General features: G+C 42.2%; 10 protein-coding genes and 1 pseudogene. 4 read left to right on the top strand and 7 right to left on the bottom strand.

Features of this window, described 5'->3' with window-relative positions; translation table 11 throughout:
• The 3 genes from QVP90_RS15505 to QVP90_RS15495 all read right to left on the bottom strand — a co-directional run.
• Positions 1–356: efflux RND transporter permease subunit (locus tag QVP90_RS15505; protein ID WP_288204707.1), on the bottom strand; the 356-nt coding region annotated here is incomplete at its 3' end.
• A 15-nt stretch (positions 357–371) separates the two neighbouring features.
• On the bottom strand, positions 372–1463 hold the full coding sequence (locus QVP90_RS15500; RefSeq protein ID WP_021936935.1) for an efflux RND transporter periplasmic adaptor subunit: 1092 nt from the start codon (positions 1461–1463) through the stop codon (positions 372–374).
• A 7-nt stretch (positions 1464–1470) separates the two neighbouring features.
• Positions 1471–2736, bottom strand: coding sequence for a TolC family protein (locus QVP90_RS15495; RefSeq protein ID WP_021936934.1), 1266 nt, complete (start codon positions 2734–2736; stop codon positions 1471–1473).
• A gap of 896 nt (positions 2737–3632) precedes the next feature.
• On the opposite strand from QVP90_RS15495, the gene QVP90_RS15490 reads away from it, so the two are divergent.
• The gene (locus tag QVP90_RS15490) at positions 3633–4445 is read left to right on the top strand and encodes a TrmH family RNA methyltransferase (protein ID WP_021936933.1); all 813 of its coding nucleotides are present in this window, start codon (positions 3633–3635) and stop codon (positions 4443–4445) included.
• Positions 4446–4620: 175 nt separating this feature from the next.
• On the top strand, positions 4621–6174 hold the full coding sequence (locus QVP90_RS15485; RefSeq protein WP_021936932.1) for an ATP-binding protein: 1554 nt from the start codon (positions 4621–4623) through the stop codon (positions 6172–6174).
• Between the two features lie 109 nt (positions 6175–6283).
• Here QVP90_RS15485 and QVP90_RS15480 read toward each other — a convergent pair.
• A pseudogene (locus QVP90_RS15480) lies at positions 6284–7092 on the bottom strand (class I SAM-dependent methyltransferase).
• Between the two features lie 359 nt (positions 7093–7451).
• On the opposite strand from QVP90_RS15480, the gene QVP90_RS15475 reads away from it, so the two are divergent.
• On the top strand, positions 7452–8627 hold the full coding sequence (locus QVP90_RS15475; protein WP_021936930.1) for a hypothetical protein: 1176 nt from the start codon (positions 7452–7454) through the stop codon (positions 8625–8627).
• Positions 8628–8744: 117 nt separating this feature from the next.
• A complete protein-coding gene (locus QVP90_RS15470) occupies positions 8745–9413 on the top strand; it encodes an HAD family hydrolase (RefSeq protein ID WP_021936929.1) in 669 nt (222 codons plus the stop codon).
• Positions 9414–9566: 153 nt separating this feature from the next.
• On the opposite strand, the gene QVP90_RS15465 is transcribed toward QVP90_RS15470, so the two are convergent.
• From QVP90_RS15465 to QVP90_RS15455, 3 genes are read right to left on the bottom strand one after another with little or no spacing between them, the layout of a single operon-like run.
• Positions 9567–10934, bottom strand: a complete 1368-nt coding sequence (locus QVP90_RS15465; protein ID WP_021936928.1) for a TolC family protein — start codon at positions 10932–10934, stop codon at positions 9567–9569.
• A complete protein-coding gene (locus QVP90_RS15460; RefSeq protein ID WP_021936927.1) occupies positions 10931–14062 on the bottom strand; it encodes an efflux RND transporter permease subunit in 3132 nt (1043 codons plus the stop codon). Before QVP90_RS15460 ends, QVP90_RS15465 begins: the two co-directional genes overlap by 4 nt.
• A complete protein-coding gene (locus QVP90_RS15455) occupies positions 14062–15129 on the bottom strand; it encodes an efflux RND transporter periplasmic adaptor subunit (RefSeq protein ID WP_005931248.1) in 1068 nt (355 codons plus the stop codon). The genes QVP90_RS15460 and QVP90_RS15455 overlap by 1 nt, the downstream gene beginning before the upstream one ends.
• Positions 15130–15176: the final 47 nt, after the last annotated feature.

Genomic DNA, 15176 nt, shown 5'->3' with positions numbered 1-15176 from the left:
TCGTTCAGCAGGTTGTATACTTGCTGGCGGGCGGTGAAGTCGTCCACTTGATCTTCAAACATCACATTGATCACCGATAGCCCGAAGAGGGTGGTAGAGCGGATATCCGTTTTCTTCTGTACCGGATTCATGGCTATCTCGATAGGGATGGTGATGAACTTCTCCACCTCTTCGGCGCTTCGTCCCGGCCATTGGGTGATGATGGTGACCTTCGTGTTCGTCACATCCGGAAAGGCGTCGATCGGTGTATGCTTAAAGGACACGACTCCGGCGATAACGGCTATCGTGGTACAGAAAAAGATAAAAAACTTGTTCTTCAGTGAGAAGGCTACAATGTTATCGATAAACTTGTGCATCGTCTGTTCCTCCCTTTAATCTGCATTCAGTGCGTTATACACTAACAATACGTTTTTGTTCAGAATCCGGTCTCCTTCCTGTACCCCCGATGAGAGATAACACTCCTTGCTCAGTTGCCGGTATACTTCCACCTCTTTTACGGCGAGTTTGCCGTCGGCATCCACCGTCACTACAAAGTTCTTTCCGTTTTCAAACACGAGGGCGTGCGAGTCGATGCGGGGCAGTTGCTTGTCGGACGATCTGCTGATTACGGATACGTTGGTGAACATGCCCGGTTTCAGCAGGTAGTTTTCGTTGGTGAGCTTCACACGCACGTTCATCGTTTTACTTTCGTCGTTCAGCATGTTGTACACCTTGTCTATCTTTCCGGTGAACTCCTTGCCGGGGTAGGCGAGGGTGGTAATCCGTACCGGAGCGTTCTCGTGCACCTTACTGATGTTGCTTTCGTATACATCCGCCATCACCCACACGTTTTCCAGTCCGGAGATGACGAACATCTCATCGTTCTGGTCGGAACGTATCTGCATCTCCTTATTGATATTCTTTTCGATGATGAAACCCGATACCGGCGCTTTCACTATATAAAGGGATTTGCCGGCAAGGTGGTAGATGGAGAATATTTCCGTGATTCTCTTCTCTTCCGCTTCGGCATTGCTCAGTTCCTGGCGTGCTTGCAGCACATCGCGTTCCGATGCCATGCCGGATGCGAACATATCCTGCACGGATTGCAGGTTGCGCCGGGCGATGATGAGCTGTTGTTCGGCTTCTTTTTTCTGTTTCTCATAATCGGCTACCTCACCGCTCCGGATGACGGCAAGTATATCGCCTTTGTGTACATGGTCGCCGATTTCGGCAGAAACCTCGGTCACCGTTCCCCCGAAGATGGGGAATACGCGTGCCACTTGTTCCTGATTGAAAGTGACCCTGCCGTTAAGCGTCAACTCATCGGCCACTTCATGTATGTGTACGGTGTCCACCGATACTACGTTTTGTAAACTGTCTGTAAGAAAAAGTTCCCGGGTTGTTTCTTGGGGAGCTTCTGTTTGTCCGCCACAAGCACTTAATAGCGCAGCGCAGAGGCAGGCGGGTAGTAGAATGCGATTCATATTGAGTTTAATAGTTAAATACGGTTTGTCCGACAATTGTGTTCAAATTCTCCATAGCGAGGAATACCTCTTTTTTCAGTTCGTGCAGTTGCAGGCAGGTTTCTTTGTAACTCTGGTAATAGTCGATGAACTCGAGCATGCTGATGTTCCTTTTCCGGAAGTTCTCGTTCACCCCTTCGATGAGACGGCCGAAGTTATGTTCCAGTTCATCGTTGGACGAGCGGTACAGTTCCACTGCTTTCTGCAATCGGATGTAGGCGGCATGCAGTTCCATACGTGCTTTCTCTATGGCGTATTCCTCTTCCTTGCCATTTTGTTGTATGTCGAGTTTGGCCGATTTGATGTTTCCCTGATTACGGTTGAAGATGGGTACGGAGATGCTGGCTCCTATGGCGAAGTAGTTATCAATAAAGTTTCCCGCCCGGTCGTACATCCCTTTGATGGAGAACTCCGGTGCGGCCAGCGACCGTTGTAGTTTCAGGTTTGCCTGAGCGGCTGCGACGCTGGCATGAGCCATTTTCAGATCGGGACGGATGGAAAGCATCCGGCTCATATCCGTGAAAGAGACCGTTGCCGCATCCACCTGCTTCAGAATCTCATCATCCAGCAGTAATGTTACCTCTTGACCCGTAGGAAGGCTCAACAGCAGGTTCAATTCGCCGTGCAGGCCGACGAGATTGTTTTCAAGTTCGTTCTTCTCTTTACGGAGCGATAACAGTAAGGATTCCAATCGTGAACTCTCCAGCAGCGAGATGTTTCCTTTGCTCTGTTGCTCTTTAGTTGCCTGCATCAGCAGTCCGAGGGATTCTATCTCTTTGTCGTATATCCCGATGGAGCGGGTGGAGAAGCAGATTTCTACAAAAGTCCGGTTCAGTTCGCTGCGCAAAGTACGCAATACCTCTTCAAACTGATATTCGGCTATCTCCTTGTTTACCCTTTCCAGCCGTACCCGTTTGTTGCGTTGTCCGGCCAGGTTAATCACCTGCTCTATTTCGGCAGTGGCTTCCCCCTCTTTCCCCATATCGAAGTATTTGCCGTTCAGACGATTGTACACGTTTTGTTCCAATGAGATGACGGGGTTTTCGAATAATCGTGCCTGCGTTACTTGCGCCTGAGCCATATCGATGTTGTATCTTTCGGCAATCAGTGACAGGTTGCGTTCCAGAAATATCTTTTCCGCATCTTTCAGTGATAATTGTAAAGCCGTAGTTTCCTGTGCATGCAGAAATCCGTAAACGGATAAGAGCAATAAAATAATAATCAGCCTTTTCATTCTTACTTTTAATTTTGGGGCAAAAGTAAAACTCTCCTTCCGGAAGGCATTCCGAAGGGGATTATAATACACTCAGACGAGATTAGAAAGTGATTAGAGAGCTTTAGAAGCTGCCTGGATTTTGCTCAAAATAAGCTGATAAAAACTTTTAAGAGAAAATTTAAACAGGTCGCTAGGTCAGGCTTTGTGTGGATAACAATATAGGTGGCGGGACACTACATATATTGGTGGATGACATTACATTTATTGTTATTTCTTTTATATGTAATGGTACAGGAAAGAAATTTGTTTTTGTTCCTCTTTTGTAATATCATTCCTGACAGGTACATAATTGTTGAAAAAGCAAATATAAAATTTCTCGAGAGTTGGCGATGAGGTTGATTGTGCTTCTTTGCTATTTGTGTAATCGCTTGTTGTAGAGTGATATATGAGTGATTCTTCGGTCGTTGTAAAAGTATGCTCTTTTTCTTGTGTTAACTGTATACTTCTGACGTATAGGAGTATACAGTTTTGTAGGGGAATGATATATACTTTTAGATAGCCAATCTTTATTGTTAATTTGGAATGTTAATAATGGGTTTTCTTTTTAACTGTCTATCTTCTTTTGATAATTTGAATATGGTTAATTGTATTGATGGGGTGTACGATACATATCCGAAATTACGGACTTATATGTAATAGAACTTATATTGAATAAATAATAAAAGCATTCTTTTCTTTATCTTTGTGATTTAAAAAGTTTAATAGATGTATTACGACAAAATCTGTCACTGGTACAGTCTGGTTTTTGCTTTTACAGGGCTAATTCCTGTAGAGTGCGATACGTTACTGATAACTACCAAATACCATTTATAGTGAAAATCGTATTTACCGGATAATTACTTTTACTTAAGAATATGCCTATTATTGAAATATCTTCTTTATCTCATCCTGGAGTTGAGATGTTCTGTACTCTTACCGAGGCTCAATTGCGTAATCGTATCGAGCCTGACAAGGGTATTTTTATCGTGGAAAGCCCGAAGGTCATCATTAGAGCTTTGGATGCCGGTTATGAACCCTTAGCCATTTTGTGTGAGTATAAGCATATCACCGGTGATGCCTCCGACATTATTAAACGTTGCGAAAATGTGCCTGTCTATACGGGCAATAGGGAATTACTTGCTACACTGACCGGCTACGTTCTGACACGTGGTGTTCTTTGTGCTATGCGTCGCCCCGCAATACGCAGTATGAAAGAAGTATGCCGGGAAGCCCGGCGCATCGTCGTGATCGATGGTGTTGTTGATGCTACCAACATTGGAGCTATTTTCCGTTCGGCGGCCGCTCTCGGAATAGATGCTGTATTGCTGACACGCAATTCTTGTGACCCATTGAATCGTCGTGCAGTCAGGGTATCGATGGGGGCAGTTTTCCTTGTTCCATGGACTTGGTTGGACGGTTCTCTTAGGGATTTGGGTAAATTGGGTTTCCGCACGGCTGCCATGGCACTCACGGATCATTCTATTTCCATTGATAATCCTGTTTTGGCTTCTGAGTCCAAATTAGCTATCGTGATGGGTACTGAAGGTGACGGTCTCTCACCTGAAACGATTGCCGAAGCTGATTATGTAGTCCGTATCCCTATGTCGCATGGGGTCGATTCGCTCAATGTGGCTGCTGCGGCTGCCGTCGCTTTTTGGGAGCTTCGTGATACACGGTTCAAAGATTAGTATGCATTAGCGATACCGTTGTTTAGGCTGGATGAACTTTGTCCGGACATTAATGTATACACTTCTATTTTGTAATACAGGTTCTTTGATTGTGGAAAGAGAAAAGCATTTTCTTGAAAAGATTGAAAGTAAATAGAAAATAAGTACCTTTGTTGTTATAGAAAAGGAGAGGAATATGGGCAATAAAATTTATCCTATCGGTATTCAGAGTTTCGAGAAGATTCGTAAAGACGGTTATTTTTATATTGATAAGACAGCGTTGGTTTATCAATTGGCAAAAACGGGTTGTTATTACTTTTTGAATCGTCCCCGTCGTTTCGGTAAAAGCCTGCTTATCTCTACTTTGGAAGCTTACTTTCAAGGAAAGCAGGAATTATTTGAGGGACTGGCGATCGATAAGTTGGAAAAGGATTGGATAAAATACCCTATACTGCACTTGGATCTTAATATTGGAAAATATGATGCTCCGGAAAGTCTGAATCAGATATTGAACGATCATTTGACGCATTGGGAAGAATTATATGGAAGCCGCCCGTCTGAGGTTTCTCTTGCTTTGCGTTTTGCCGGTATCATTCAACGCGCTTGTGAGCAAACCGGACAACGGACCGTGATTCTGGTAGATGAATATGACAAGCCTATGTTGCAGGCTATTGGTAATCCGGAATTGCAGGAAAACTATCGTAATGCCTTAAAGCCTTTTTATGGGGCTTTGAAAAGTAAGGATGGGTATATTAAATTTGCGATGCTGACGGGAGTCACTAAATTTGGTAAGATAAGCGTATTCAGTGATCTGAATAATCTGGATGACATATCTATGCGTGAGCCTTATGTGGATTTGTGTGGAATATCCGAAGAGGAAATTCATGCGAATCTGGAAACAGAACTGCATGAATTGGCAGTGGCCCAAAAAATGACCTACGAACAGGCTTGTGCTAAGTTGGAAGAGTGCTATGATGGCTACCATTTTGTGGAAGATACAATTGGTATTTACAATCCGTTCAGCTTGCTTAATACGTTTAAGTATAATAAATTCAGTAATTATTGGTTTGAAACAGGTACGCCTACTTATCTGGTGAAACTTCTGAAACGACATCATTATAATTTGGAACGTATGGCAGATGTAGAGACGGATGCCGATGTGTTGAATAGCATTGATTCGGAATCTACTAATCCCATTCCGGTTATCTATCAGAGCGGCTATCTTACTATTAAGGAGTATGACTCTCGTTTTGGTATCTATCGATTAGGTTTCCCAAACCGTGAAGTAGAAGAAGGATTCATGCGTTTTCTGCTTCCTTACTATGCCAAAACTACTAAAGTGGAAGCCCCGTTTGAGATTCAGAAATTTGTTCGTGAAGTGGAATCCGGTGATTACGATTCTTTCTTTCGCCGTCTGCAAAGCTTTTTTGCCGATACTACTTATGAGATTATCCGCGAACAGGAATTACACTATCAGAATGTTCTTTTCATCGTTTTCAAGTTGATGGGCTTTTACACGAAAGTGGAATATCGTACCAGTGAGGGGCGTATAGACTTAGTTCTCCAGACCGATAATTTTATTTATGTCATGGAATTCAAATTGGATGGAACTGCCGAAGAAGCGTTGCAACAAATTAATGAAAAGCATTATATACAGCCTTTTCAGACAGATAGCCGTAAATTATTCAAGATAGGAGTGAATTTTAGCGGAAAGACACGGAACATAGAACGGTGGATCGTAGAAGAATAGATAAGTGCAGGTATTTTCTTTGTTTGAAGAATACCTGCACTGTTTAAGTTCGTATCAGCGATTTACCTTATGCTTACCTTTTCCGTCTACGAACATTGACAGGAATGAATTATAGTCCTGTCTTTTTTGCAATAAAGAATGTATAACCGTAGAAATCTTTATACTTACGATACAGTTCTTCTTCAATGGATTGAAGTGCACTGAATTCTTCGGCAATTTTATTTCCTGCATATTTCTCGAGAAAAATCTTCTGTGCTGGAATTTTTAGCGCAAGATAATGTTCCGTCCAGCAGGTGGCAGGTAGAATAAATGTGGCGACGGGAAGATACCCTGCTTTGTGTATCTTGGCCACTTGATTGGGAATTGTATCTATTTCCGGATACGCATCCACCCAGAAGTCATTGATTTTCGCAGGACGTTCGTCGGTAAACCACGAACTTTCGGAAACGGCAATATATCCTCCTTTCTTCAAATACTTGCGCCACTCATTCAGTCCCCGTTCGAACCCGATATTATAGATGGCTCCTTCCGACCAGATCAAGTCTAATTCCTCGCTCTGAAATGGAAGGTTATCCATTGAACCGACAATGCCTTTCACTCTATTTTGCAAACCGAGGTGTTTGGCATTACGGTTGAATATATCGATAAAGTCGGGAAATAAATCGAGTCCGGTGATCTGTCCCTGTAACTGCCGAGCCAATACCATTCCGCCCCCCCCCGCCGTCCTCCCCCAATTCCCTCCCCGCCTGTGCCGCACCCGATATCGGCGATGAGGGATTTGTCGGTGAGACCGTCTATGAAGCTTAATGCTTTTAGGGTTACTTCGGGGCTTCCGGGCCCTTGCCGTTCCATATTGGAAAAAAAGTCACAGATTAATTTTAGTTCGAAATCGTGAATGGTTTTATTTTCGTTACTCATTGTCTTAATGTATTTTGCATACACAACGAAGCATCACAAAGCTTTCGCCATTGTATGCAGATTAAAAATTGAAATTATAAGGGTATAAAAATCACTCCCGAAAAGAATGATCCGAGAGCATACGAAAGGACAATCTGTACGTGAAACACAGATTGTTTACAACACCAAATCCGATTTAATAGTCTTTGTCATGCGGCAAAGGTACATAAAAACGAGGTAAAACCAAATTTTAACCCTATGAGTTGGATACTCTCAAGAAATATATGATGAATAAAGCAATTAAAATTTTATATATACTTCTATCGATGGATGTAAAATTTTTCACTACATTTGTATATAGTATTTAAAAAACTAATGGTATGAAAAACAGAGTGTATTTTATTATTGTTTTTATCTTTTTTTCTTGTGTCTCTTATTCTGCAAACGTAGAATGGATGAAAGGATATGTTGTGACCAACGAATCTGATACTATTTATGGGGAATTGGGTTATCGTGATGGTACAGGAGACTGGAAAGAATGCTTTTATCGTCAGCAGGGAGAGGTAGAATATAAAGTTTATTCTCCGGAACAGATTACTGCTTATGGTTATGAATCAGGGCTTCTCTTTGTCTCTGAAGATATAAAACTATTCAAAATAAAGCAACGTGTTTTTGTTCAGTCGCTTCTTTCTGGTATAATAGATCTTTATTATTTGGATGTAAAAAAATGTACGGATTTTCCCAAGGGTTATGCTGCATATATTGTAAAAGAGGCTTCCGGAACAATGATGGAGTTGTCTGATCCTTCTAAATCTGACAATAGAGACATCATAAGGCGACAGAATAAAGCTAAATTGAATTATTTGTTTTCGGATTATCCTCAATTACAGGAAAGCATAAATAAAATAGATTCAGATAGAGATCAATGGATAGCATTGTTTCAGAAATATCATGATATTATTTGTAATGAATCTGTTTGCACTAATTATGAGGAAAAGAAGGTGGCTTCCCGTTGCTTTTTAACTCCTTATATAATAGGGAATTATTGTAAGGTGGGTTTTAATAACTTCGTTGATAGGAATAGCTTTGCGCCTGGAATAGGAGTTGCTTTTTCCAGAAGTATGAGTAAATATACAGATCGAAATTTAATTCATGTTGGATTGGAGTTTTCCGGAATCTCTATATCTTCACATGAAGAAGGCTCAGAACAAATGGATTTTTCTACGTTATCTTTTATAAATTACTATACTTATGAGAATCGTTTTACACTTGATAAAGTAGCTCCATTGTTGGAAGTGGGATTTTTTCATGGTCTACAATTTGCGTGTAAGAATAAATTAGAGAGCCACTATGATTATGCTAATGAAGTAGACTATAATAAATACTATTATGGTATTACTTTGGGAGCAGGTATAGCTATTAAAGTGAGAAAAACTTGGATTCCTGTGAAGCTCCAATATAGATATTACTTTTGGGGTACAAAAGTATTAGAGGGAGTTTCTCTTCAGAAAATTAATGGTGTTTCTTTATCTATTGGATATGATTTTAAATTGTAACCTATGGTGCCAATTTTATGTTTTATATTTTTAAGATAGCATCATTTTTATTTGTATCGTGTTACGGGATATATGGCAGATTTGCTTTATATTCGCGTAATATATAATAAAAGAAGAATGAAGCAATCATTTAATTTATTCTCGAAATACCAATACCTTTTCTTTGATCTGGATGGTACCGTTACCGACCCTATGCAGGGTATTACCCGTTCCGTAGCTTATGCTTTGAATCATTTTGGCATTGTTGTGAATGATCTCCGGGAACTATGTCCTTTCATAGGTCCTCCATTGAAGGATTCTTTTATAGAGTTTTATCAGTTTACGGAAGTGCAGGCAGAAGAGGCGGTGAAGAAATACCGGGAACGATATTCGGAAACAGGACTTTATGAGAATGAAGTGTATCCGGGTATGGCCGAACTTCTGGAACAAGCTCGGCGAAAAGGATATCAGTTGATGATGGCTACTTCTAAACCGGATGTTTTTGCCAAGCTTATTCTGAAACATTTTCATTTGGACGGTTATTTTTCCTTTGTGGGTGGTAGCGGATTGGATGGTTCGCGGCATACGAAGGCAGACGTGATAGAGTATGTGATACGTGAGAATGGAATTACGGACTTAAGTAAGGTAGTGATGATTGGCGACCGGAAACATGATATAATAGGTGCGAAAGCGGTAGGCATTGATTCTATCGGTGTGCTGTATGGATATGGTGACCGGGAGGAGCTGATGACGGCCGGAGCAGATTATATTGTAGAGGATATCGAGGAACTGATGTCTTTACTTTAATCATATTCTATTTTTTCATTTCTTTCGTCCCGCACAGATATGCAAAGATAATTGGATGAGGATATAAAAACGGTAAAAGCCCGTCGGGTTGCATGCATAGATAGTGCTGCCAGACGGGCTTTGGTAATTCTTTATTTGTTATGCTCTTTTCTTTCAGAATTTGTTTTGCAATGTTCCCGATGCTTTCAGGTATTCGATATAGCTTAGGTAGAGTTGGAAATGCGCATCTACTTTAGTCTCGTAAGCTTGTTGCCATAACGCTTGTGCTTCCAAATGGTCGGATAGGTTTTCAAGTCCTACTTCATATTGGCTTTTGCTTACTTTCATGTTTTCTTCGGCCTGCTCCAGAGCACGGTTAGAAAGTTCACATTCCAGACGGGCTTCATCCAGATTGTTGGCGGCTTGTGTCAATTCCAGCAGCATCTGCTCGTTCATATTCTCTTGTTCCAGCCGGGATTGTTCTAATTTGGCCTTGGAGGCACGCACTTTGTTGCTCCGTTCGCCAAAGTGGAAAAGTGGGATACTCACATTCAGAAAGACAGAAAAACTGCCTTTATCCAGTAGTGTCTGATCGTTCAGATCTAATCCGTGAACGTAGTCATAAGAACCTTTGATACCGACTTTGGGTAATAATTCACTGCGATTTAGTTTTACTTGTTGCTGTGCAATAGCTACTTGTTTGCTCAATATACTATATTCGGGGCGGGCGGCAATGTTTGTTATTTGAACTTCCACATCTTGCTCTATCTTTGGAAAATCAGCCGATACGGCTATATCCGTATTTAGTGGTTTCCCAATGAGGTGACAGAGGTTCATTGTGGCCAGTCGTAGTGCATTTTCCGCTTTCCGGATATTCAGTTCGCTTTCATTTAGCTTTACTTGTACTTTTAAAACGTCATTTTGGGGCTTTAGCCCGTGTTTATGTGCGCTTGCAACGTTCTTGTGTAACTCTGTAAGCACAGTATTGTACATGTCGGCTACTTTTTTTATTTCTTTGGCCTTTACTACTTGTGCATACGCTTGGTCTGTTTTTAGGATAACGGTGGTTGCAGTCAGTGTTTCATTCATTTGCGCCATTTCCTTTCCTAATACAGACATTTTATAGGCAGCACTGATTTTTCCTCCCATGTAGAGTGGTTGTTCCATTTGGATACCTCCCATGTAGATTGCTCCTATTTTGTAGTTCAAATCGATACCGGGAAAATAGGCAAAGCCGCCGTTAGGCAGAAATTGTCCGGTAGCATCCGGCAAGAAAACCGGTAAGTTGCCGCTGCCGGAACTGTAACCGCCATCTGCATTGCTGTATATTCCGGTTCCATTGGCTGTAAAATTAGGAAAGAAATTACCTTTGTAGCTCTTTACGGTGTAAAGTGCACTTTCTGTTTGGCGGATGGAAGCCGCCATCTCTTTATTATACTTCAATGCCATTGCTCTGCATTGCTCCAAACTCAGCATTTCTTGTGAGAAAAGCGACGGGCAGGACAGAGAACATATTGTAATAATTATAGATATTCGTTTCATTCGTTTGTCTTTTTTATGTGAAAGAATAATGCATATAGAACAGGGATAAAAAGCAGGGTTATCAGCGTTCCGAATAATAAACCGCCCATGATGGATGCTGCCAGTGAACCAAACATTGCATCTGACAATAGTGGAATCATTCCGAGAATAGTAGTCAGAGAAGCCATCATTACCGGACGAAGGCGGCTTTGGGAGCTATCGATTAAAGCCGTAACAGGTTCTATTCCCTTATTGATTTGCAATGTGATTTCGTCCATTAATACGATGCCGTTTTTGATAATCATACCTATTAGCCCCAGTGTGCCTACAATGGCCACGAAATTGAATGTTTTCCCTGTAAGCAGCATGATAGCCACTACACCGACAAAAACTAACGGAATGCAACAGAAGATAATGAGCGGTTTACGATAATCCTTAAACAGCATGATCAGAATGGCTATCATCAGGATAATTGCCAACGGGAAGTTTTTGAATAGATATTTCATGGATTTGGTACTGGCTATCTTTTCTCCCTGCCAGCAGAGTGAATATCCGTCGGGCAACTGTATCTTTTCAATTTCACGGGCAATGGCCAGTCGTGCCTGTTCCGTTTCCAATCCCGGAGTAGGAGAACATTGTACACGCAGATTTCTTTGCCCGTTATATCGGGGCACTACGGGATCTTCCCATCTGACATCGATACCTTTACTGATTTGCTTGAGTGGGGTACTTCCCATCAGTTTTTCTACCAGCTCTTCTTTAGAAAGTGTACCGGCTTTTAACTTTACCATTGTTTCTTCATTCAATAGTCCGTTCAAAGAAGGCAATGATGAGAATACTTGTGCATTACTCAAATCTTCAATGGGATGACCTTTTTCGTCGAGGCATTTGAGATAGATATTGTTTTTGTGAATGCCTTCATAAAAGGAACCGATAGGAATTCCGCCTGTGGCAGAAAGTAAAGAAAGACTGACATCGTTCCGGCTGAGCCCCAACGCGCGAGCCGTAGGCTGATCGTATTCTATGGTAAGTACCGGAACCGAGGGTTCCCAGTCTGAAGTGATAAGACATACTTCCGGAGCCTTTTCCATGATACTGCGGGCACTGTCTGCCAATTGGCGTAATATTGCCGGGTCGGGGCCTAAGAACTGTGCTTCAATAGGATATTTTTTGAACATCAGGTTATACCGTTTTAATTTGACGTAGGCATCCGGATATTGTTGTGATAAATAATTTTGAATTTCATCCAGATTACTGACAAGCTCTTCGGGGGATATAAAATCGATAATGAGTTCACCGTATGCCAAGGAGGGGTTGGCAACACTGCGTACCAGATTGTAACGTCCCGGTGTTCCTCCTATGGAAGTCGTGATATGTGTAATCTCTTTACGGCCTTTCAGGTAATTTTCGATTTCTGCCAGATCATGGGCTACACGCGTGGAATTGGTTCCTTCCGGCAGTTTGTATTCCATATAGAGCTGATCGTAGACCATATCGGGAAAGAATCCCTGACGCATGTATCCGTAGCCGAAAATAGAAAGGGCTAACAAGCCGATCATGGCAAATACGAAACTCCAGCGATGGGCAAGGCCGAACCGTAAAGAGGTGCGTAGAAAAGCATAAATACGTCCTTTATATTCACGTTTTCCCGAATTACTGATTTCTACGTTCGGGTGTAATCCGCGGTCTGCCATCAAGGGGACATGAATTAATGCCAATACCCAACTCAGTAAAAGGGAGACTGCCAGGACTATAAAAAGATCACGGGTATAAACTCCTGCCGTGTCGGGTGACATATAGATGGGGAGGAATGCGATAATGGCAATGAGCGTGGCGCCTAGAAGTGGCATAGCTGTCTGTCGGCCAATAGCGGTCATTGCTTCCATCCGGCTCTTGCCGGCTTTGAGATCTACCAATATACCGTCGATAATGACAATGGCATTGTCGACCAACATACCCATAGCCAGTACAAATGCTGCTAAAGACACACGCTGCATTGTTCCCCCTGCAAAGTGAAGGAAGAGAAACGAACCGAAAACCGTGACAATTAAGCTGATTCCTATGATGAGACCGCTCTTAAATCCCATGGCTATCATCAGAATCAAAACAACAATGGCTACGGATTCTATCAAATTGATGATGAAAGTGCCTAATGAATCGCCTACACGTTCCGGTTGATAAAAAACTTTATGATATTCTACACCGGCAGGCAGGTGGTGACTTTGGAGTTTGGCTAATGTTGTTTCCACCTCTTTGCCTACTTTAATGATGTCTGAACCACTGGAAGCTGCAATTAGAATGCCGAGCGCCCGTTCCCGGTCGTAGAACATTTCATTACGTGTCGGGTTTTCATAGTCTTTTTCAATCTGTGCAATGTCCCGCAGGCGAAGTTGATCGTCGTCATGCCCTTGAATAAGCATTTTGCCGATATCTTCTACTGTCTTGAATTTATCGTTTACCATCACCCGAATGCGATTCTTGCCATTTTCGTAATAACCGGTATAGGTGGTTTGGTTTTGTCCGTTGAGTGTGGCAAGAACTTCGGCGGGTTTAACTCCTAAGTTGGCCATGCGATCCTGTAATAAGGATATATTGATACATTCGGCGCGTTTTCCGTATAGCTCCACCCGGTCTACTCCTTCCAAGTCGCTGACCTCTCGTTTGATCAGTTCTGCATAATCAGATAATTCGCGATCGGAGAGCCCGTCGCCGGTCAAGGCATAAAATATACCGTATACATTGCCGAAGTCATCTTTTACAACCGGCGTGCTTGCCCCTTCGGGAAGGGAAGCACGGGCATCATTTACCTTGCGGCGTAGCATGTCCCAGCATTGCTCCACATCTTCATCGTTGACGGTGCTTAGCAGTTCGATTTGTATAAGAGAAAGGTCATTGTAGGAATAACTTTCTACATTATCTATATTGCCCATAGTACGGATGCTCTTTTCGAGCACATCCGTTACTTCCAGTTCTACCTGATGAGCCGATGCTCCCGGATAAGTGGTTACTACCATGGCCAGTTTTACTTTTATTTCCGGATCTTCCAGTTTACTCATTTCATAACATGAATAAGCACCTCCAAATAGTAAAACGGTCACGAAGAAATAGATCAGATTCCGGTTCTGGAATGCCCATTTACTTATATCCATTATAGCAATCCTCCTATATTTGTTTTTGTGGAATGTGGTAAAGGTTTTACCTTTTCACCGTCTTTAATGTGATGTACTCCGGATGACACGACCCATTCGCCCGGTTGCAAATTATCTGATGTAACAATACTGTGTCCGTTGCTAAGCAAGCGTATGACAGTAATTTTACGGCTATGAACGGTGTGGTCGATGGAGTCGTAGGCAAACACGTATGTTTGTCCTTCTTTTTGTAGGATGGCACCTTGAGGAACAGATAAGGAATGTGTCGCATCCGTATCGCAATGAATAGTAACCATGGCATTCATTCCGGGAGAGGGAAGCGGTTGCTCGTTCGGAATCAATTGCAGGCGCATCGTATACAATTGGTTGGCGTTTGCTTTGGGAGTAATGCTGATATATTTCATCGGATAAACTTTATCCGGATAAATGTCGAATGTGCAGTGATAGCGAAGAAATTGTTTGCGACGGATGTATTCTGCTGCCGGAAGGTTTATTTCTACTTCGGGTGTTTCACTACTGATCATGGAGATTACAGGCATTCCTGCTCCGATGGTTTCATGCTCATTGAACAAGTGTTTTTGCACGTACCCGTCAAAAGGAGCGTATAGACGGGTATAGCCCAGCTGGTCTTTGTGGTGCTGATACTTGGATGTTATCTGTTTCAGGCCATAGACTGCCTTGTCATAGGTATTGGGAGTCGTTCCATTCTCTTGGTAAAGGGCGATTACTCTTTCTGCTTCGGCTTTGATTTGTCTGTACTCTGCTTCTGTGGCATCCAACTGCACTTGATAGTCGGTAGGATCGAGTTCTGCCAGCAATTCTCCTTTACGTACATGTGTGCCGTTTTCGACACATATTTTACGGATGGTTCCGCTTACCCTGAAAGCAATATTGATATCTTGGGCAGCTTTTACTTTTCCGGGAAACTGCAAAATAGTTTGTTCGCCGGCGGAAGTGACTGTGTCTGTTTTTACTGTCTGCAACTCTTGTTTTTCCTTTGTACGGCCGGTACAGGAAATTGATAAAAATATGCAGATACCGGATAAAATGAGATAAAATTGTTTCATAACTTAAGCATGTTGATTTGTGAATACAAAATTATTCCGACCGGACA

Origin of the sequence: Bacteroides sp. CAG:189, from assembly GCF_000432295.1 — a bacterium.
In the GTDB taxonomy this organism is placed as follows: Bacteria; Bacteroidota; Bacteroidia; order Bacteroidales; family Bacteroidaceae; genus Bacteroides; species Bacteroides salyersiae.
The sequence above is the reverse complement of the archived record's forward strand: the minus strand, read 5'-3'. Positions and strand labels throughout refer to the sequence as shown.

Bases quoted from the DNA above. Each gene is read 5' to 3' on its own strand.
- QVP90_RS15490 (WP_021936933.1), top strand. From the start codon at position 3,633: ATGCCTATTATTGAAATATCTTCTTTATCTCATCCTGGAGTTGAGATG.
- QVP90_RS15500 (WP_021936935.1), bottom strand. From the start codon at position 1,463: ATGAATCGCATTCTACTACCCGCCTGCCTCTGCGCTGCGCTATTAAGT.
- QVP90_RS15460 (WP_021936927.1), bottom strand. From the start codon at position 14,062: ATGGATATAAGTAAATGGGCATTCCAGAACCGGAATCTGATCTATTTC.
- QVP90_RS15470 (WP_021936929.1), top strand. From the start codon at position 8,745: ATGAAGCAATCATTTAATTTATTCTCGAAATACCAATACCTTTTCTTT.
- QVP90_RS15475 (WP_021936930.1), top strand. From the start codon at position 7,452: ATGAAAAACAGAGTGTATTTTATTATTGTTTTTATCTTTTTTTCTTGT.
- QVP90_RS15455 (WP_005931248.1), bottom strand. From the start codon at position 15,129: ATGAAACAATTTTATCTCATTTTATCCGGTATCTGCATATTTTTATCA.
- QVP90_RS15495 (WP_021936934.1), bottom strand. From the start codon at position 2,736: ATGAAAAGGCTGATTATTATTTTATTGCTCTTATCCGTTTACGGATTT.
- QVP90_RS15465 (WP_021936928.1), bottom strand. From the start codon at position 10,934: ATGAAACGAATATCTATAATTATTACAATATGTTCTCTGTCCTGCCCG.
- QVP90_RS15485 (WP_021936932.1), top strand. From the start codon at position 4,621: ATGGGCAATAAAATTTATCCTATCGGTATTCAGAGTTTCGAGAAGATT.